At 72.3% G+C, this 19,430-nt stretch carries 17 protein-coding genes and 1 pseudogene; 5 read left to right on the forward strand and 13 right to left on the reverse strand.

Features of this window, described 5'->3' with window-relative positions; all coding sequences use genetic code 11:
* Window positions 1-234 precede the first annotated feature (234 nt).
* The 5 genes from FVS66_RS32500 to FVS66_RS32520 all read right to left on the reverse strand — a co-directional run bounded on the left by FVS66_RS32500 (window position 235) and on the right by FVS66_RS32520 (window position 4,197).
* On the reverse strand, window positions 235-1,278 hold the full coding sequence (locus tag FVS66_RS32500) for a ParB N-terminal domain-containing protein (protein ID WP_149184850.1): 1,044 nt from the start codon (window positions 1,276-1,278) through the stop codon (window positions 235-237).
* A gap of 196 nt (window positions 1,279-1,474) precedes the next feature.
* Complete coding sequence (locus tag FVS66_RS32505) at window positions 1,475-2,335, reverse strand: ABC transporter permease (RefSeq protein ID WP_149184851.1); 861 nt, start codon at window positions 2,333-2,335, stop codon at window positions 1,475-1,477.
* Window positions 2,332-3,405 carry an ATP-binding cassette domain-containing protein gene (locus tag FVS66_RS32510; RefSeq protein ID WP_149184852.1) on the reverse strand — a complete coding sequence of 358 codons (1,074 nt, stop codon included), beginning with the start codon at window positions 3,403-3,405 and terminating at the stop codon, window positions 2,332-2,334. Before FVS66_RS32510 ends, FVS66_RS32505 begins: the two co-directional genes overlap by 4 nt.
* Window positions 3,406-3,413: 8 nt before the next feature.
* A complete protein-coding gene (locus FVS66_RS32515) occupies window positions 3,414-3,710 on the reverse strand; it encodes a DUF3817 domain-containing protein (protein WP_187645799.1) in 297 nt (98 codons plus the stop codon).
* 4 nt (window positions 3,711-3,714) lie between these two features.
* Complete coding sequence (locus tag FVS66_RS32520) at window positions 3,715-4,197, reverse strand: DUF2269 family protein (RefSeq protein ID WP_149184853.1); 483 nt, start codon at window positions 4,195-4,197, stop codon at window positions 3,715-3,717.
* Between the two features lie 95 nt (window positions 4,198-4,292).
* Between FVS66_RS32520 and FVS66_RS32525 the strand changes: the two genes are divergently transcribed.
* The 4 genes from FVS66_RS32525 to FVS66_RS32540 all read left to right on the forward strand — a co-directional run bounded on the left by FVS66_RS32525 (window position 4,293) and on the right by FVS66_RS32540 (window position 7,118).
* Window positions 4,293-4,637, forward strand: coding sequence for a helix-turn-helix transcriptional regulator (locus FVS66_RS32525; protein WP_149184854.1), 345 nt, complete (start codon window positions 4,293-4,295; stop codon window positions 4,635-4,637).
* Complete coding sequence (locus tag FVS66_RS32530; RefSeq protein ID WP_222947007.1) at window positions 4,634-5,383, forward strand: permease prefix domain 1-containing protein; 750 nt, start codon at window positions 4,634-4,636, stop codon at window positions 5,381-5,383. The genes FVS66_RS32525 and FVS66_RS32530 overlap by 4 nt, the downstream gene beginning before the upstream one ends.
* A 275-nt stretch (window positions 5,384-5,658) precedes the next feature.
* Entirely contained in the window at window positions 5,659-6,384 is a 726-nt protein-coding gene (locus tag FVS66_RS32535; protein WP_149184855.1) for a hypothetical protein, read from the forward strand.
* A gap of 140 nt (window positions 6,385-6,524) precedes the next feature.
* Window positions 6,525-7,118, forward strand: coding sequence for a sigma-70 family RNA polymerase sigma factor (locus FVS66_RS32540; protein WP_149184856.1), 594 nt, complete (start codon window positions 6,525-6,527; stop codon window positions 7,116-7,118).
* Window positions 7,119-7,173: 55 nt separating this feature from the next.
* Here the strand turns inward: FVS66_RS32540 and FVS66_RS32545 are convergent, their stop codons facing one another.
* The 5 genes from FVS66_RS32545 to FVS66_RS32565 form a co-directional block, all read right to left on the reverse strand.
* Window positions 7,174-9,768 (reverse strand): bifunctional FO biosynthesis protein CofGH, encoded by a 2,595-nt coding sequence (locus tag FVS66_RS32545; protein ID WP_187645800.1) that lies wholly within the window; start codon window positions 9,766-9,768, stop codon window positions 7,174-7,176.
* Between the two features lie 19 nt (window positions 9,769-9,787).
* The gene (locus FVS66_RS32550) at window positions 9,788-10,618 is read right to left on the reverse strand and encodes a TIGR03619 family F420-dependent LLM class oxidoreductase (RefSeq protein ID WP_149184858.1); all 831 of its coding nucleotides are present in this window, start codon (window positions 10,616-10,618) and stop codon (window positions 9,788-9,790) included.
* Window positions 10,619-10,813: 195 nt separating this feature from the next.
* Complete coding sequence (locus FVS66_RS32555) at window positions 10,814-11,686, reverse strand: class II glutamine amidotransferase (protein ID WP_149184859.1); 873 nt, start codon at window positions 11,684-11,686, stop codon at window positions 10,814-10,816.
* Between the two features lie 12 nt (window positions 11,687-11,698).
* Window positions 11,699-13,156 (reverse strand): glutamate decarboxylase, encoded by a 1,458-nt coding sequence (locus tag FVS66_RS32560; protein WP_149184860.1) that lies wholly within the window; start codon window positions 13,154-13,156, stop codon window positions 11,699-11,701.
* 240 nt (window positions 13,157-13,396) lie between these two features.
* Window positions 13,397-14,617, reverse strand: a complete 1,221-nt coding sequence (locus tag FVS66_RS32565; RefSeq protein ID WP_149184861.1) for a S9 family peptidase — start codon at window positions 14,615-14,617, stop codon at window positions 13,397-13,399.
* Between the two features lie 89 nt (window positions 14,618-14,706).
* On the opposite strand from FVS66_RS32565, the gene FVS66_RS32575 reads away from it, so the two are divergent.
* Window positions 14,707-15,900, forward strand: a complete 1,194-nt coding sequence (locus FVS66_RS32575) for a LysR family transcriptional regulator (RefSeq protein WP_316248243.1) — start codon at window positions 14,707-14,709, stop codon at window positions 15,898-15,900.
* 136 nt (window positions 15,901-16,036) lie between these two features.
* Here FVS66_RS32575 and FVS66_RS32580 read toward each other — a convergent pair whose 3' ends face one another.
* From FVS66_RS32580 to FVS66_RS35595, 3 genes and pseudogenes are all read right to left on the reverse strand, one after another.
* On the reverse strand, window positions 16,037-17,344 hold the full coding sequence (locus FVS66_RS32580; protein WP_149184862.1) for a VCBS repeat-containing protein: 1,308 nt from the start codon (window positions 17,342-17,344) through the stop codon (window positions 16,037-16,039).
* A gap of 73 nt (window positions 17,345-17,417) precedes the next feature.
* On the reverse strand, window positions 17,418-17,921 hold the full coding sequence (locus tag FVS66_RS32585; protein ID WP_149184863.1) for a DinB family protein: 504 nt from the start codon (window positions 17,919-17,921) through the stop codon (window positions 17,418-17,420).
* 1,137 nt (window positions 17,922-19,058) lie between these two features.
* Window positions 19,059-19,430 (reverse strand): annotated as a pseudogene (locus FVS66_RS35595) (hypothetical protein); the annotation flags it as partial.

Genomic DNA, 19,430 nt, shown 5'->3' on the forward strand with positions numbered 1-19,430 from the left:
CGGGGCCCGTCGGTGGAGGCGGTGTTCGATGTCCTGATTCCGTCCCCCGAACAGACCGCGTAGAGCCTGTGAAAGCGGCAGGGGAATGGAGCCACGGCAAAGGAGCCCGGCAAAGGAGCCCGGCAAAGGAGCCCGGCAAAGGAGCCCGGCAAAGGAGCGCGGTAAAGGAGCGCGGTAAAGGAGCGCGGTAAAGGGGAGTGCCTCGGTGGCCGAAACGGCCGGAGGACGGGTCGCTCAGGCGCTGGTGTGGGAGCGCTGCTGCCGGGCCGTCCCGGCCTCCCGGTCCACCCGGTCGGCGAACCGGCTCCACATGTCCGCGCATTCGCGGGCCAGTCTGCTGACGCTGTCGGCGCAGTGCGGGGGGACCGTGGTGGCGAGCCGCGTCCACACGGAGCTGTCGACGTCGTGGACCGCGAAGCAGCGCAGCAGGAAGCGCCCGGACTGGGAGAGCCGTAGCGCCGGGTCCTTGCGCAGCCGCTCCAACAGCTCGGCCGATTCGCGGAGTGACGGGCCGCCGTCGGACCGGGACGGACGGCGCTGGGCGGGCACGCGGTGCTCCGCGGCGTGCTCGGAGCGGGCGGCGGCGGCGCCACGGCCCCGCGGTACGGGGTCCCGGCCGAGGAGGACGCGCTTCTTCACGTCGTGGGCGGTGCCGAGGGAGATCCCGGCGGCGCGGGCGATCTCGCGCAGGCTCGCGTCGGGGCGTTCCAGCAGCAGCTCGCCGGCCCGCTGCCGGCGGCCGGCGACGGCGGCCGTGCCCGCGGGGCGGCGCTTGCCGTCCAGCCCGACGCGGGTGTTCAAGTGGGCAACTTCGGCGGTTGAACGCCGTACGCGGGAGACCGTGCGTGGCGACAGGGCGGTGACGGACGCCACGTACCGGTCCGAGAGCGCGGGGTTCTCCCGCAGGATCCGGGCGGCCGCGGCGAGCCGGTCGCCATGGGTGAGCGGCTTGCCGTGCGAGATGTTGAGGCTGACGGCGACGGCGAAGAGGCTGTGCTCCGGTACGTCCAGGAGGTAGGCGCCGATGGTGCGGTCGCCGCGCGCGCGGGCGGCGGCGAGCCGGTGTGTTCCGTCGACGACCCGCCCGGTGGGGCGGTGCACGACGATGGGCGGCAACTCCTCGGCCAGCGCGACGAGCGTCTCCACATACTCCTGGTCGAGGCCGCCGGTGCGCGGAGAGTCCGCCGGCAGGAGCGCGTCCACCGGTACGTCCGCGCGGGCCGCCGCGCTCAGGGTTGGCGATAAAGGCCGTATGCCGTCGCCGTCACCGCTACTCATCGAATCCCCCGCGTTCCCCCGCCATGATCGATGGTGCTACGTCTGCACGTTAGCAACCGTCTCCAGGCCAAAGCAAGAAGTTCACGGAGCGTGGGGTGAGTCGACTCCGAATGGCTCAACTACCCTTGCTTCAGAGGAAGTTGGCGAAGACAGGCGGGGCCGCGAACCGGCCACCGAGGCCGGTTCGCAGCGGGGTTCACTTGCGGTTGTACAGACGTGTGGTGAGGGAGCCGAACACCACGACGAGAGCGGCCGACCAGCCGAGCGTCCAGGCGATGTCGACGCCCGGCCACCGGCCGTCCATGAGGCCCCGTACCGCCGAGGCGACATGCGTGATCGGGTTGTTGTGGACCAGCGGCCGCAGCCAGCCCGGCATGGTGGACGGGTCGACGAAGATGTCGCTGAGGAAGTTCAGCGGGAAGATCGCCGTCATCGAGGCGCCCATCACTGTCTTCTCGTCCCGGACCAGCAGACCGAACATGGTCCCGATCCACGAGAAGGAGAAGGCAAAGACGATGAGGAGTAGAATGCCGGCGATGACGCCGGGTACGCCTCCGTTCGGGCGGAAGCCGATGAGCAGCCCGGCCGTCAGCATCACCAGCGAGGCGATCGAGTAGCGAAGCACGTCGCCGAGGAGATAGCCGACCACCGTCGCGGGCCGCCAGATCGGCAGCGTACGGAACCGGTCGAAGACACCCTTGTCGATGTCGTTGTTGATGGCGATGCCCGTGTACATGGTGGTCATCACGACCGACATCACCATCACGCCGGGCAACAGGTACTGGATGTACTCGCGCGGCGAGCCGGCCAGCGCACCGCCGAAGAGGTGCGTGAACATCAGCACCATCATGACCGGGAGCACGGTCACGTCGAACAGCTGCTCAGGAACGTGCTTGATCTTCAGCATGGCCCGCCAGCCGAACGCGAGCGAGGCCGCGAGCGGGCCGGGCCGGGGCGGCCGCTCCTCGGTGACGAGCAGTTCGGCGAGGGACCCGGCGGAGACGGGCGCGAGTTCGTCCTCACGCGCGGTGGTGTCGCCGGACGTGGTGGCGCTCATGCCGCTGTCTCCTCCTTGACACCCGCGGACGCGGATTCCGCCCTGCGGTCGGTGAGAGCGAGGAAGACCTCGTCCAGGCTGGGCTGGCCGAGCGAGAAGTTGTCGACGGTGATGCCCCGGCGGGCCAGTTCGGCCAGTGCCCGCGATGCCCGCTCGGCGGCGCCCCGGTCGCCGGCGTCACCGCCGTCCCCGTCGGTGTTGCCGATCCGGGCGGTCAGCGCCAGCGGGTCGGGGTCCCGCTGCACCTCGGCGCCCAGGTGCAGGGCGAGGACGTGTTCGGCCTGCGCCCGCTGTGCGGCGTCGCGCAGCCGCAGGTGTACGGAGCCGGCGCCGACGGACGCCTTCAGCTCTCCCTTGGTGCCCTCGGCGATGACCCGGCCCTTGTCGATGACCGCGATCCGCGAGGCCAGCCGGTCGGCCTCGTCCAGGTACTGCGTGGTCAGCAGCACGGTGGTGCCCTGCTCGACGACGGCCCGCACGATGTCCCACACCTGGTTGCGGCTGCGCGGGTCCAGGCCCGTCGTCGGCTCGTCCAGGAACAGCAGGTCGGGGGTGTTCAGGATGGACGCGGCGATGTCGAGGCGGCGGCGCATTCCGCCCGAGTAGTTCTTGACCTGCCGGCCGGCGGCGTCGACCAGTGCGAACGCCTCCAGCATCTGCCCGGCGCGGTGCCGCGCCGCCCGCTTCGACAGGCCGGTGAGCCGGCCGAGCAGGACCAGGTTCTCCTGGCCGGTCAGGTCCTCGTCCAGCGAGGCGTACTGGCCGGTGAGGCTGACCAGGCGGCGGACGGTGTCGGCCTCCCGTACGACGTCGTGGCCGAAGATCCGGGCCTCGCCGCCGTCGGGGCGTAACAGGGTCGCGAGCATCTTCACGCTCGTGGTCTTGCCGGCGCCGTTCGGGCCGAGCACCCCGTACACGGTGCCCGGTTGAACGGTCAGGTCGACGCCGTCGACGGCGCGGTCGGCGCCGAAGGTCTTCACCAGACCCACGGCCTCGACGGCCGGCCCGGACGAAGGACGGGACGACGGACGGGACGACGGACGGGACTGCGGTGTGGCGCGTTCGGTCATGTGTCCGGTCACCCCCGCACCGGGTCCTCGGCGGGCGGCTTGACCGCCTCGGGACGCGCCCGGAGCCGCTGGAGTACGAGCATCCCGCCGATGCCCGGCACGAACGCGCGCCAGCGCGCACCCGCGGACGCTCCGCCGACCGTGAGGGAGAACGTCGCCACGATGGTGAGCAGATAGGCCGTGCCGTGCGTCGGACCGCCCAGCGAGGTGATCGGCCTGGCGTGGATGGTGAACAGGTTGACGAACAGGATGAGGATGGAGGCGGCCTCGACGGCGGCCGCGATCCGCAGCACCTTCAGGCTCATTCCGTCACACCCCCGTCGTGGAGCCGGGGCGGACGATCATCAGAACCACGACGACCGACCACAGCAGATTGAAGACCCCGGTGAGCATGCCCAGCCGGGACGCGGTCGCGTTCAGCCCCTCGACGGCGGCACCGCCGCCCTGCCGGGCCATCGTCAGCAGCCGTTCCTGGTTCGGCAGGATCGCCATCGCCAGCATGAACGCGGCGGCGGCGGTCAGGATCATCGAGACGATCAGCCAGGCGTCGCCGAGAACGCCCAGCTGGGCGCCGGTGGCGATGCCGAAGACCGGCACGACGAGACCGGCCACGGCGTAGATGCGGCAGACCCGGTGCAGGAACGACGCGATCCCGGCGGCACGCCCCCGCTCCTCCTCCTCGTCGGTCACCGCCTGCTTCGCGTAGCGCGGGAAGAGCGAGGCCGCCACTGCGATCGACCCGACCGCCAGGATGGCGGCGAGTACATGCACGGACAGCAGGAGCTTGGTCACGGTAGGTGCCTCCAAGCGGTACCGGAGCGAATCCTCAATAGATTGGCTACCAATAGATAGCACGCCTACACCAGGGTTGGGTAGAATTCCTGGTCATGAGGACAGACGCGGTGCGCGGCCACTTGGACGGACTCCTTCTGGCCGTGCTCGAACCGGGCCCCCTGCACGGATACGCGATCATCGCGGCCGTGCAGGAGCGCAGCGGGGGCGCGCTCGAACTGCGCACGGGCACCATCTATCCGGCACTCCAGCGCCTGGAGCGGCTCGGACTGCTCAAGAGCAACTGGGACTCGGTCGGCGAACGGCGGCGCCGCTGCTACGAACTGACCGAGACGGGCCGGCGCAGCCTCGCCCAGGAGCGCAACGCCTGGCAGGAGTTCACGACCGCGATCGGCTCGGTCCTGAATCCAGGGACCCCGTCGACGGGACTGGCCACATGAGTGCCGAGGCGGACATCGGCGCCGCCGCACGTACGGCGGCTGCGGCACATGCCGCAGGAGACCGCCCCGACGAGCCCATCGCCCCCGTCGACCCCATCGACCCCATCGACGCCTATGTCGCGGCGCTGTCCGACTCCCTCCAGGGCCCGGCCCGCGCCAAGTCCCGCATGGTCGAGGAGATACGGGACGGCCTCGACGACGCGGTGGCCGCCCACACCCGCGCCGGCGTGCCCTACGAGCGCGCCGCCGAGTTAGCCGTACGCGACTTCGGCGCACCCGACCGGCTCGCGCCCACCTTCCAGCACGAGCTGACCATCGCCCAGGCCCGGCACACCGCCCGCGCCGCCGCGTTCGCCGTGCCGCTCGCGGTCGCCTGCTGGCTGCTGATCTGGACCGCCAGCCACGACAGCGCCTGGCAACTGCCCCGTACGACCTCGCTGCTGACCGTGCATCTGGTCGGCGTCGCCGCCACCGCGTCCGTGCTCTCCGCCGCGACGCTGGCCGCGACCGGGCGCCTCGCCCGCTGGCTGCCCACCCCGCACCGGCTGCCACTCGCCGTGGCCTGGACCGGTACGGCGGCGAGCATCGCGATGGCGATCGCCGCGCTCGTGCTGGTCATCCTGTCCGTCGTCGTCACCAACTGGCCGCTGGCGGTGGCCGCCGGGGCGCTCGCCGCGGCGTCGCACGCCGTGGTGGCCGCGTCGGCCCGAATGTGCCGGCAGTGCGCACGTCTGCCGGTCACATAGGCACGTGCGGCACGACCACACGATCCGCCACCCGGCCCGGAGGGCGCGGCGCCCGCAGGCCACGCACCGGGCCGCCGCGCGTCCCCGCCGCGTCTTACGACCCGTCGTCCGAGGCACCGTCCTGTTGTCCCCGCCCAAGGGGTTCCGTGGCGGAGCTACCGGGTTCGGGGAGGGGCGGGGTGGGGGAAACGCGCCCGCCCGGACCGCCCACCGCCTACTCTCGAAGCCACGCGGATGACCGGCCCCAGTACTCCGAGGCGGGGTGACGTGCGTTGGTGACACCTGCGGGAGCTGGCCCCGCCCTGCGGATCGTCCGCGCCGTCGTCTTCGCCGCCGTGTGCGTGGTGACCGCCGCGCTGGGCCACTCCCTCGCGGCCGGGCGCCCCCTCCCCATGGACTACCTGGTCGGCGCCATGGCCCTCACCACCGGATCGGCCTGGTGGCTGACCGGCGTGGAGCGGGGCGCGCTCCAGATCACGGGTACGACCGTCGGCACCCAACTGGCCCTGCACAGCATCTTCTCGTTCGCGCCGGCAGCCCACCACGGCGGCGGCGCGGACCACCGGGCAGCCGCCGCCCCGCCGCCGAGCCTGTGCATGGGTGGCGCCACCGACCCCGTGGCGGAGGCGGTGTGGCAGGCGCACACCGCCGCGCCCGCCGTGGGCACGGCAGTCGGCGGGCCCGAGTCGCCCCTGGCGTTCGTGACGAAGCTCGTCGGCCACGGCTCCTGGTTCATGTTCTTCGCCCACGTCCTCGCCGCCGTCGTGTGCGGCCTGTGGATGTGGCGCGGCGAGACCGGGTTCTTCGCGATCGCCCGGTCGCTGCACTGCGCCCTGTTCGTGCCGCTGCGGCTCGCCCTGGCAGGGCTCCCCCGGGCACGGCTCCTTCCGCGCCCGCGCCGTACGGCCGTCGACGTACACCCGCGCGGACTGCGCGATCTGCTGCTGCGGCACGCCATGTCCAGGCGTGGACCGCCGCGAGGGTGCCCGGTCCCCTGCTGAACCGCCGCCGCCAGGCGGCGTGGCCTTCGGCGAGGGACCGGCGCGTACCACTTCCCACCCCTCACCCCTCGCACGTGCGCCGCCGCGCCGGTCGTCATTCCCGCGCGGCCGCGGCGCGCGCAGCACCGAAGGACGTTTCCATGCCCACCCACCTCAGTGGCGTACGCCATCGCACCGCCGTTCCCGACGACGCCCAGATCACCGACTGGGCCATTGCCGCCGCCCGCGGCGACGCCACCGCGACGGAGGACTTCATCGCGGCCACCCACATCCACGTCTGGCGGTTCATCACCCGCGCCTGCGGAGACGCCCACAGCGCGGACGACCTCACCCAGGAGACGTATCTGCGGGCCCTGCGCAGCCTCCCCCGGTTCGCGGCCCGCTGCCACGCCCGCACCTGGCTGCTTTCGATCGCCCGCCGGGTGGTCGTCGACCGCTACCGGTCGAACGCCGCCCGCCCCCGCCTCGCCGACACCGCCGACTGGCAGGCGGCGGCCGAGCGCACCCAGCAGACCGGACTGCCCGGGTTCGACGAGGGCGTGGCGCTGCTCGACCTGCTCGAGTCGCTCGACCGGCCGCGCCGTGAATCGTTCATCCTCACCCAGGTGAGGGGCCTCTCCTACGAGGAGGCCGCCTCCATCGCGGGCTGCCCGATCGGCACCGTACGGTCCCGGGTGAACCGGGCCCGGCAGAACCTGACGCATCTGCTGAAGTCGGCGGAGTCCGCCGCGTGAAGGAGGGGCGGCCGGGGCCTCCTCGGTCCCGGGCCGCCCCGCTCTGTTCTGTGCCTCAGTCCGACAGGACGGGCAGCAGCGCCGGCAGATGCCCGTCCGACGCCTCGGCCGCCGCGCGCCGCTCCTCCGGCACCTCCCCGTACAGGGTCGTACGCGGCCGGGCCGGACGTCCCGCCGCCTCCGCGATGGCGACGAGGTCCCGCACGGACTTGTAGGAGCCGTAGCCCGACCCGGCCATGCGGGAGATGGTCTCCTCCATGAGCGTGCCGCCCAGGTCGTTGGCCCCGGAGCGGAGCATCTCCGCCGCGCCCTCCGCGCCCAGCTTCACCCAGCTGGTCTGGATGTTGGGGATGTACGGGTGGAGGAGGAGCCGGGCCATGGCCGTGACAGCGCGGTTGTCCCGGACCGTCGGGCCCGGCCGGGCGATGCCCGCGAGGTAGACGGGCGCGTTGGTGTGGACGAAGGGCAGCGTCACGAACTCCGTGAAGCCGCCGGTCTCCTGCTGGACGCGGGCCAGGGTCCGCAGATGGCCGAGCCAGTGCCGGGGCTGGTCGACATGCCCGTACATCATCGTCGACGACGAGCGGATGCCCAGCTCGTGCGCGGTCGAGACGACCTCGATCCAGGTGGCGGCGGGCAGCTTGCCCTTCGTCAGCACCCACCGCACCTCGTCGTCGAGGATCTCCGCCGCCGTGCCCGGGATGGAGTCGAGCCCGGCCTCCTTGGCGGCGCCCAGCCAGTCACGGATCGACATCCCGGTGCGTGTGGCGCCGTTGACGACCTCCATGGGTGAGAAGGCGTGCACATGCATGCCCGGCACGCGCTCCTTCACCGCCCGTGCGATGTCGAAGTACGCCGTGCCCGGCAGGTCGGGGTGGATGCCGCCCTGCATGCACACCTCGACCGCGCCCACGTCCCACGCCTGCGCGGCCCGGTCGGCGACCTGGCCGAGGGAGAGGGTGTACGCGTCGGCGTCCGTGCGGCGCTGGGCGAAGGCGCAGAAACGGCAGCCGGTGTAGCAGACGTTGGTGAAGTTGATGTTGCGCGTGACGATGTAGGTGACATCGTCGCCGACGGCCGACCTCCGTACGTCGTCGGCGGTCCGGCACAGCGCGTCGAGGGCGGGCCCGTCGGCGTGCAGCAGCGCCAGCGCCTGTTCGTCGGTGAGCCGGGTCGGGTCGTCCGCGGCGACGGCGAGTGCCTGCCGTACGTCGGTGTCGATGCGCTGCGGTGCGAGCCCGGGCGCGGCCGCCTCGCGCAGCGCGTCCCAGTCGCCGTACACGGCGTCGAAGTCGTCGCGCCGGTCGTGGGTGCGGCCTTCGGTGTCGATGGTGCGGTGCAGGTCGGTGCGGCCGCGCGCGGTGAACGCCTCGTCGGGCTCCTGCCAGGGCAGCCCCTCCGGCAGGACGTCCGCCCGGGCGAGGCCGGTCTCCGGGTCGGCGAGCGCGGTGACGTGCGGCAGCAGCCGCGGGTCCAGCCAGGGCTCGCCGCGCAGCACGAACTCGGGGTACACGCAGAGCCGTTCGCGCAGCTCGAACCCGGCAGCGGCGGACCGCTCGGCGAGCAGCTCGATCCGCGGCCAGGGCCGCTCGGGATTGACGTGGTCGATGGTGACCGGCGACACACCGCCCCAGTCGTCGACACCGGCGCCGATGAGCCGCCCGTACTCGTCGTCGACGAGGTTCGGCGGGGCCTGGAGGCAGGCGGACGGGCCGAGGATGTGGCGGGCGACGGCGACCGTCGCCACCAGATCGTCGAGCTCGGCGTCGGGCATGCCCCGCATCGCCGTGCCGGGCTTGGCGCGGAAGTTCTGGATGATCAGCTCTTGGATGCCGTGGTAGGCGCGGGACACCCTGCGCAGCGCGAACAGCGACTCGGCGCGCTCCTCGTACGTCTCCCCGATCCCGATGAGCAGCCCGCTGGTGAAGGGCACGGAGGAGCGGCCGGCGTCCTCCAGGACCCGCAGCCGGACCGCCGGCTCCTTGTCGGGGGAGCCGTGGTGGGGCCCGCCGGGTTCGGACCAGAGCCGCTCGGCGGTGGTCTCCAGCATCATGCCCATGGAGGGCGCGACGGGCTTGAGCCGCTGAAAGTCGGTCCATGTCATGACGCCCGGGTTGAGGTGCGGCAGCAGCCCGGTCTCCTCCAGGATGCGGACGGAGACGGCCCGTACGTACGCGATCGTGTCGTCGTAGCCGTGCGCGTCGAGCCACTCCCGCGCCTCCGGCCAGCGGTCCTCGGGCTTGTCGCCGAGGGTGATGAGGGCTTCCTTGCAGCCGAGCGCGGCGCCCCGGCGGGCGATGTCGAGCACCTCGTCCGGAGACAGGAACATCCCGTGCCCGGCGCGGCGCAGCTTGCCGGGCACGGTCGCGAACGTGCAGTAGTGGCACTTGTCCCGGCACAGCCGGGTGAGCGGGACGAAGACGCTCTTCGAGTATGTGATGACACCGGGCCGCCCGGCCGCCTCCAGGCCCGCGTCACGCACCCGGGCAGCCGAAGCGGCCAGCTCGTCGAGGTCGGCGCCGCGCGCCTGGAGCAGGACGGCGGCCTCGGTGACGTCGAGGGCGACACCGTCCCGGGCGCGCTTGAGGGCGCGGCGCATGGCGTTCTCGGTGGGGCGGCGTCCGGCTCCGCTTCCGGTGGAGGTCATCACCCGAGGATACGAGCCCTGCTCAGAGGTACTGCGCGTAGTCGTCCAGAACCCGCAGCACCTCGGCCTCGTCGGCGGGCGGCAGTTGCAGGACGACCTCCTGGACGCCGAGGCTCGCGTAGTGGTCGAGCTTGCCGGGCGTTGGCCGCACCGCGTACGGCACGACGAGGAGGTCCCCGGGGTCCCGGCCGGCCCGCTCCCAGACCTCTCGGAGGGCGGGGATGTGCTCGGTGAGGCCGCTGCCCCCGATCGGCATCCAGCCGTGCCCGTAGCCGGCGATGTCCGAGAACAGGACCGGCCCGGCCGCCCCGCCGACGAGGACGCGCGGCGCGCCGCCCCGTACGGGCTTCGGGTGGGCGAGTGACGCCGAGACCGACCGGAACTCGCCCTCGTACGCGGTGGGTTCGGCCGCCCAGAGGGCCCGCATGAGCGCCATGTGGTCGCGGACCCGGGCGCGCCGGGTCGTCCAGACGACGCCGTGGTCGGCGGCCTCCTCCTTGTTCCAGCCGAACCCGACACCGAGGGTGAGGCGGCCGCCGGAGAGGTGGTCGAGGCTGGCGGCCTGCTTGGCCAGGTCGATGGGGTCGTGCTGGGCGACGAGCGTGATCCCGGTGCCGAGGCCCAGCCGCTCGGTCACGGCGGCGGCCTGCGCCAGCGCGACGAACGGGTCGAGGGTCCGCCCGTACTCACGGGGCAGTTCACCGCCCGCCGGGTAGCCGGTGGCTCTCTCGACGGGGATGTGGGTGTGCTCGGGCAGATACAGCCCGGCGAAGCCGCGCCCCTCCAGCTCGCGCGCGAGGCGGACGGGGGTGATGGTCTCGTCGGTGAGGAAGATCGTGGTCGCGATGCGCATGCGGGCGCGGTTCCTTCCGTACGTCGGAGGGCGTGCGTCCGGGGATCGTACGCCGGATGGACGCCGACCCGGTCGGCCTTCCGTCGGCGGCGCGGTGGGCAGGGGCGCGGAAGTCCGCTCCCTGGTCGAGGGGTTGGGGATTCCCACTTCGGCGACTGCGCGCTCGTGGCGGCACTCTGACGTGGGACTGCCCCGTCAGACCGCCTGCTGTGACGCCGCCGCCTCGGCGCCGAGGTCGGCCGGGGTCAGCCGGTGTGCGGGCTCGTCGGGGAGGGCGACGCGGCTCACGGTCTCCAGGTCGCCGCGTACGTGGAGGAGTTCGCCGGGGCGCAGGGGCTGCCAGCCGGGGTGGTCGTCCATGCGCTCGCTGGCGACCACCACCGCGGGCGCGGCCGCCAGGTCGGAGGAGTGGACCCGCATACGGCCCGCCGTGCCGCTGTGGTCGAGATGCCGCACCCCGTGGTGGCCGCCGGCGCCGCGGCGCAGCACGTACAGGCCGTGTGTGTCGGGGTAGCGCAGCGCCCACAGTTCGTCGCGGGTGATCAGGATCAGGTTCAGCGCGTACACGGGCAGGTTGGCGGCGACCCAGCGGGCGGCGCGGGTGATGCCCGCCCCGATGTCACCGTCGGCCGCCTCCGTCTCCCGGTCGATCAGCGCGAAGAACCGCTCCGAGTCCGTGTCGCCCGTGACCGTGGCCAGCAGCTCCGCGCCGAGCTCCGCGTCCAGCCGGGGCAGATCGCCGATGACCCCGTTGTGGGCGAACAGCCGCCCGCCGCGCCGGAAGGGGTGGGTGTTCCCGCCCGTCAGACCACCGGTCGACGCGTACCGGATGTGCGCGAGGAACGTCTCCGACTCCACGCTCCTCGCCTCCCGCGCGAACGCCCGGTCGTCGTACGCGGCGATCGGCGCCTTGTCGACGTGCGGGGTGCCGTCCGCGCCGAAGAACCCGAGTCCCGTGCCGTCGGGGTCGCGGTGGCTCTGCTCGGCGAGGCTGTCGGGCGCGTCCAGCAGCCAGAAGGTGGCGCGCGTACGGGAGGGGGCGGTGCTCATTCCGAAGAGACGGCACATCAGCGGACCTCCTCAGGGCGAGACCGGGGCCGGCGCCGCGGCGGCGGGGCGCCGGGTGTGCGGATCGCGGCTCTCCGCCCCGTGGGTGAACCCGCCCGCGTCGGCGGCCGTGCGGTGCGGCCGGTCCTGGCGGGAAAGCCGCGGGAGTACGCGCTGAAGGTCGTCCAGCAGCATATCGGCGAGGTCGTGGCTGAAGCCGTTGCGGACGACGACGCGCAGCACATGCAGGTCGTCGCGGTGCGGCGGAAAGGGGTACGCGGGCACCAGCCAGCCGCGCTCGCGGAGCGCCGCCGACACGTCGTACACCGTGAAGCCGTCCACACCGTCACGGATGCGGAACGCGAACACCGGCGCCTCGCCGCCGTCGGTGAGCAGCTCGAACGGGTCCAGCTCCGCGATCCGCCCCGACAGCCGTGTGGCGACGTCCCGGCACGTCTGCTGGACCCGCCGGAACCCGTCGAAACCGAGCCGTACGAAGGTGTAGTACTGGGCGACCACCTGCGCCCCGGGGCGGGAGAAGTTCAGGGCGAACGTCGGCATGTCGCCGCCGAGGTAGGAGACGTGGAAGACCAGATCGTCCGGCAGTGCCTCCGCGTCCCGCCACACCGCCCAGCCCACGCCCGGCATCACCAGCCCGTACTTGTGTCCCGACGTGTTGATCGAGGCGACGCGGGGCAGCCGGAAGTCCCACCGGAGGTCCGGGTCCAGGAACGGCGCGATCATGGCGCCCGATGCCCCGTCCACATGGACGGGCACGTCCAGCCCCGTACGCTCCTGCAGGGCATCCAGCGCCGCGGCGATCTCCGCGACCGGCTCGTAGCTGCCGTCGAACGTCGATCCCAGCACCGCGACGACCCCGATGGTGTTCTCGTCGCACAGCTCGACCGCCGCCTCCGGGCTCAGGTGGTACCGGTCGCCCTCCATGGGCACGTACCGCGGCTCGACCTCGAAGTAGTTGGCGAACTTCTCCCAGCACACCTGGACGTTGACACCCATGACGAGGTTCGGCCGCGACGCGTCCCGCCCCTCCGCCCGCCGCCGCCGCTGCCAGCGCCGCTTCAGCGCCAGTCCGGCGAGCATCGACGCCTCGCTGGAACCGGTCGTGGAACAGCCCACCGCCCGCTCCGGGTCCTCGGCGTGCCAGAGACCGGCCAGCATCCGCACGCACCGCGTCTCCAGCTCCGCGGTCTGCGGGTACTCATCCTTGTCGATCATGTTCTTGTCGGCGCATTCGCCCATCAGCCGGAGCGCCTGCGGCTCCGCCCACGTGCTCACGAACGTCGCGAGGTTCAGCCGCGCGTTGCCGTCCAGCATCAGCTCGTCGTGCACCAGCTGGTACGCCGTCTCCGGGGCCATCTCCGAGGGCGGCAGCGCATAGCGCGGGACCCGCACCGGCTCCCGGCTGAACAGCGGGTTCAGTTCCACGCCCCGGCTGGCGTGCCCGCCCTGGCGGGGCTCCTTGAAAGGCATCGTCCCGGCCCCTTTCGCTCGGCTGACCGGCCCGTACGACCTTTCCCGCCCGGTGCCGCCGCCATAGCCGCGGCGGCGCAAAACCCCCGGACGTACGCACGGGCCTCCCCCGCCCCCGACCCCGCCGCCGAGCCGCCCCGCCCCGCCCGGCCCGCCCCGGACAGCCGACGGGCCGCCGAAACTCGCTGCCTGCTCCGGATGTCCTCGGCGCAGGTGCGCCACGGAGTGGGCCTGCTGCTGCTACGCGGCCGGGACGGGCCGTCCGGTGCTCGCTGTGGTGCCCCCCGCGGCCGGGGCGGCTCCTGTGCTCCCCGTCGTACGTTCCGCGGCCGCGCCGGGTCCCGCGCTCGCCGCCGTACCCCGCGCGGCCGGGGCGCCCACGGTGGTCGCCGCACGCGACCGGGCGTGCGGCCGCACGAGGTGACCCGTCAGCCAGTCGGCCGTCCGCGGGAGCCAGTCCGGCCGGGCGTTGCCGAGGAGGTGGTCGCCGTGCGGGACCGTGAGGAGCTCGGCTCCCGGGGCGGCCTCGGCCAGCGACGCGCCGCTCTCCACACCCGGGATGTCGTCCGTGCCGCCCTCGACGACCAGCAGCGGGCCGGTCAGCGACGGGGCCGCGGCGCGGAGGTCGACCCGCCGGGCGAAGTCCCGGGCCGGGTCCGCGCCGCCGCAGCGCCGCGTCAGCGTGTCCGTCACGAACAACGGCAGCTCCTCCCAGGCCAGCCGGTACGGGCCGCTGACCGCGACGGCCGCGCGGACCCGCGGCTCATGGGCCGCCGACACGGCGGCGTAGTAGCCGCCGAGGCTCAGGCCGACCACGCCCGCGCGGGACGTGTCGACGCCGTCGTGGCCGCCCAGCGCGTCCAGGACACCGGCGACCACGCGGTGGTAGTCCGCCCGCGGCGGCAGGGCCGCCGCCATGACGCCCTGGCCCGGCCCGTCGATCGCGCACACGGCCACACCGCGCGCCAGCAGCGCCTCCGCCACGTCGTGGAACTCCTCCTTGGAGGAGTCGAGCCCCGGCACGACCAGGGCCACGGGTACGGGATCCGCCGTCCCGGCCGGCCGGCGCAGCCACCCCGCGAAGCAGTCCCCTTCGACGCGTACCGCCCCGGGGTCGAGGACATCGAGGGCGCGGCGCATCGCGGCGTCCGCTTCCGCCTCGGTCCGTGCGAGCAGCCCCCGGTCCGGGTGCGGGACGAGCGCGGCGAAGTGGAACCAGCGGGCGGCCGCGCGGAACGCGTCACCCGCGGAGACGGCACGCCCCTCGGCGCTGTACGCCTCGCCCGCGCGCATCCACTCCTCCGCGACCGCCCGGAACGCGGCGGGCCATTCGTACAGGGACGACAACCGCGCCGTGACGCGCTCGTAGGCGAACGGATCGAGTCCTGCGCCGAAGGCGCGGGAACGGTTGCCGGAGACGAAGGGCGCGAGGACGCCGGGCTGTTCGAGAAACACGGACATGAGCCCATCGGAACCCGTCCGCGGCCCGCACGTCCAACAACCTTTCCGGGCTGCCCGACAACCCCTGGTTGTCGCCTAAGGTGAGCCGCATGCGGCAGCGGCGGAACGACGCACAAGCCGACCGGGAGCCGGCTCCGGAGCCGGTCGGGGACCCGGACCTTGACCTGGACCCGGACCTGGACCTGGACCTGGACCTGGACCTGGACCTGGCTCAGGTCCGGGCCTTCACGGCCGTGGCCGACGCACGCCACTTCGGCCGCGCCGCCGGGCGACTGGGCATCAGCCAGCAGGCGCTGTCCAAACGCGTCACGCGCCTGGAGGCCCACGTCGGGGTCCGCCTCCTGGAGCGCGGCGACGGCCACGGGGTACGGCTCACGGAGGCGGGCGTCCGGTTTCTGACGCCGGCCCGCAGGGTCCTCGACGCGGGCGGGGAGGCCGTCGCGGCCGCGCGCGGCGGTACCGGCACGCCTCTCCGTATCGACGTCTGGGGCCACCTGTACGCCCCGCTGCGCACCCTTGCCCAGGTCGTCGCCGACACCCCGGCCCTGGACGTCGAACCGGCCACCGGCCGCGACCACGCGTCGGCCGCCCAGGCACTGCACCGCGGCGAGACGGACGCCGGCCTCGGCCGCGTCCCCACGGCAGCGACCACCGCCGGCCTCACCCACCAGGTGGTGCGCCTCGAACCCCTCGACGCCGTCATGAGCGCCGCGCACCCGCTCGCCGGCGCCCCCGCGCTGCGCCCGTCCGACCTGCGCGACAGCACCCTGCACCACCCGGCCGACCCGGCCCGCCTGGACTTCCTGAGCCGGTTCGCCGACCACTTCGGCATCACCCGCCGCACCGGCGGCCCCAACCTGGGCCTGGAGCCCTTCCTGGCCGCCGTACGCGACGATCCGTCGGCCGTCACCCTGTTCCCGGCGGACGCTGCCCCGGAGGCACGCGCGCGGGCGGGCGTGCGCTTCGTCCCCCTGCTGGAGCCGACGCCGCTCTACGCCTGGTCGCTCGTCTGGCACGGGCCGCCCGGCGCGGCCACCCCGCCGCCCCGCCTGCGCCCCCTCCTCGACGCCTTCACGCGCACGGCACGGTCACGCCGCTGGCTGGAGTACGACCCGGCACGCGACTGGCTCCCGTCACCGGGGCCGGAGGCGTCACCCGGTCGCTCCGGGGGCGTCGGCGCGCAGCGGCCGGAGGGACCTCTTACCCTCCGGTCGGCGACAAGTTCGGCGACCTGCCGTGGGGCAACGCCAACAACGGCCGCATCGGTGCGCCCGGCACGGTGACGACGTACCAGCCCGGCCAGAACGGCCTGCCCGCCGCGGGCGTGGCTTTCGGGCGCGTGATCGGCCGACGACGTACCGGGGCCGTCACGGACCCGTCCGGCGGCCCGGGAGGAAAGGTACCTCCCGGGCCATCCACTCACATCCAGGCCGTGTACGGCCGCGAGTCCCGCGCCGCGATCTTCCGGTTCATCAGCGGCGCCGTCGCGTTGCCCGTGCCTTCGTACCAGTACAGGACGCCGTTCCTGTCCCTGACCAGCAGCGCGCCCTTGCCGATCGGGGAGCCGTCGCCGGGGGCGATGATCGCGGTGTACGCGTTCCAGCCGGACGTGCCGACCTTGATGCGCGCCTCGTACGGCCGCGCCGCGTCGCCCGTGCCCTGGTACAGCCACAGCGCGCCGTACGTGTCACGGGCGAACAGGTCCGCGATGCCGTCGCCGGTGGAGTCGATGCCGCCGGTCATGGCGTTGTACACCTGCCACCCGGACCCGACCCTGGTACGGGCCGCGAACGGCGCCGACTCGACGCCCGTGCCCCGGTAGAACCACAGCACACCGGCCTTGTCCCGGGCGATCAGGTCGGCGTGGCCGTCACCGGTGACGTCGCCGGTGCCGCGCACGGAGTTGTAGATGCCCCAGCCGGTCCCGACGCGCTCACGCGGCTTGAAGACGGCGGAGCTCCACTTCTGGCCCGAGGCCGGGTAGTACCAGAGCACACCGGAGGGCTCGCGGGCGACGACGCCGCCGCCCCGGTTGTCCTTGCCGATCGGGGACAGCTTGGTCAGCGCGTCGAACACGCCCCAGCCCGAGCCGTGGTCCTGGCGCCACCACGGCAGCAGCGGCTCGACCTCCATCGGGAGCGTCTCGTGGGAGTAGAGCCGGCCGGAGCCCGTCGTGTCGCGGCCGAAGACGCGGTAGGACATCTCCACCGGGTCGTCGCTGAGCAGGTGGAAGACACTCATCGCCGTCGTCTTCGCGGTGCCGCCGTCCGGCTGGAAGGACGCCTTCGCCTCGATCCCCCATGCCTCCATGTCCGCTGCGGCGCCCACCGAGTACGTCACCGTGCTCTCGCCCGCGGGCAGGTCGCAGACCGCCAACTGCTCCCCGTTCGGGTACGTCTCCTCACGGCACACGGCGTCCGGGCCGCCGTCGAGCGGGCCCCGGTGGAGGCCGGACGCCTCGCTCGCGAGGTCCCACCAGCGGAAGCCCTGCGCCGGCTCCATGTGCAGCGCGAACCGCCCCTTCACCGGCGCGTTCACCTTCATGGTGTGCGTCACGGTGCCGCCGACGGGGACGTCGGGCGTCTCCAGCACGAAGGTCGCCGAATCGGCCGTCGCGGCGGGCGCGGCACCGGCGACCCCACCGCCCGCCAGCAACGCGGCCGCTGTTGCCGCGACGACGGTGAGCCGCCCGCCGCGGCCCCACCCCGACTGCCCCTGCCTATACATATGTCTCCCCTGCCCCACCCGACTGTCCGGACACAGAGGAGACCCACGAACCGATCTCGTGGTTGTACGGCCCTCAGACTCCGGTCGTCCCGTCGGCCAGCTCGCGGATGGCGTCGAGATGCCCGTTGTGGCGGGCGGTCTCCTCGATGAGGTGCATCAGGATCCAGCGCAGGCTGACATGCCGCCCGTCCCGGACGGGCCGCTTCGCCTCCGCGTCGAGCTCGTGCTCGGCCACCAGCCGCCGGTAGCGCTCGCTGTGCGCCCGGTACTCCTCCAGGACCTCCGCCAGCGGCATATCGACCGCGATCCGCATCTCCCGGTCCGGGTCCTCCTCCGTCCACGGGCCCTCGTCCTCCCGGCCGAGGAACACCACCTCGAACCACAAGTACTCCACCCAGCGGAGGTGGTTGATCAGCCCGGCCACCGTCATCAACGGCGACTCCGGCAAAGGCGCCTTCCGCGCCCCCTCCGCCGAGACGCCGTCACACTTCAGCAGCGCGGTGTCCCGTACGTAGTCGAGGAACGTGGTCAGGTGTGCGCGCTCGTCCCACGTCGTGGGCATGTCGGTGCGTGTCATGAGGACGGATGCTGGCGGACGGCACGCACGCGTGTCGACCGGTTAACGCCAGGTACCGGGATCTCGTGCCGGTACGGCCAACTCTTCCGGCTCCAGAGCAGAGCGGCTGCCGACGGTGTGCTGGCGGCCCTATCCGGGCCGCCACCACGATCCCGTCGGATCGCGGCGCCGTCGACAGCCACTCGGCCGCAGTATCCCGCCTTCCTCGCAGGCGCCGACCTCCGCTGACGCCCCATCACTCGTCAATCAGCGGATCAGTCAACTTCGCAGCTGGGTTTCATTCATCGCCATAAGGCCCCTGGCTGCCAGGGCTTCGGCGTAGTCGCGTGACGCCCGGTTCGTGGCGAACTGCCGGCTCAGCGGAGCTCCTTGAACGCGACAGGCACGGCTTCCAAAATCACGGAGTTCTCTACGCCCCGTGATCCAAGTGGAAGACCGTGCCTGCCGACGCATCATCTCTGATCCCGCCTACCCGCCGAAGCCCTGAGCCACCCATTCGGCCTGTTCACCGAGAGTTCAGTCGGGCCAAGATTTCCTTGCGTGTCTTTGACTCCCCAACAATGATGAGCAAGTCTGACGGGCGCTCCGGGATGCGGGTTACCGAAACGTTGCCGCGATCTTTTGGCATGTCCTCTACGGCGCCGGGTTGCTGTTTAATCACCATGGCGTTTTGGCTACAGGCCAACGACGCCCATGTGGACGACGTGCCAGAGGCGGAGGCTGAATTGTATGGCCCGGCCGGGTAGTCGACACTCCCCTCACCGCCAATCGGCCATTCCGAATTAAGGTGAATCTTGTCAGCCTTAAGACCGGCGGCAGGGATGATCAGGAGACCGCACGATGCGCCGCTCGTGTACGCCACAAGGCGAGATGGTCCGGTATGCACCTCGGCGAGGACCCTGGGCGGTCCTCCTCCAGGGAGATCAACCACATCTTTCAGTGGATCGCCGGCGACGCCAATCGCCTCTAACGTGCTAAGCGGAGAATACTTCGCTTCGGCGCTGAGGGCCGGGCGTTCAACGGTGGGACTTTCGCTGCACCCGACAAGTAAGAGTGCGAGGGTGGCCCCGCAAACCGGAGCCATAGTTTTGTATTTCACGGGGCCACACCTCATTATTACCGCAGCTCAATTACTGCTCAGGACAGCCACTGGTTGAAGCAGACGCCGATGGGCTTGTAAGCCCAGGCGCGCTTGTAGGTGGGGATCTTACCGCTGACCCCCTCGTAGACCCAGCCCTCGTACAGGTTGTAGAGAGGGTACGCCTGTACCGTACCGAACTTGCCCTTGGGTACCTCATAACGAGTCTGGTTACTCACGGCATAGCTCTTGGTTACATCCCACCCCATGCCGACCGAGATGAGCTTAGCGTCGATACCGATCTCCTTTTTACGGTTACGTCGACCTTCTTCTCGACCGTAAGAACAAGAGTGAGCTCTTCCGATCTTGCCCGGATCGGGTGGTGACGGGGTTCGTGACGCACGAAGCTCCTTGCCCGTTGCGATAGTGCC

Origin of the sequence: Streptomyces sp. TRM49041 (genome assembly GCF_008271805.1) — a bacterium.
In the GTDB taxonomy this organism is placed as follows: domain Bacteria; phylum Actinomycetota; class Actinomycetes; order Streptomycetales; family Streptomycetaceae; genus Streptomyces.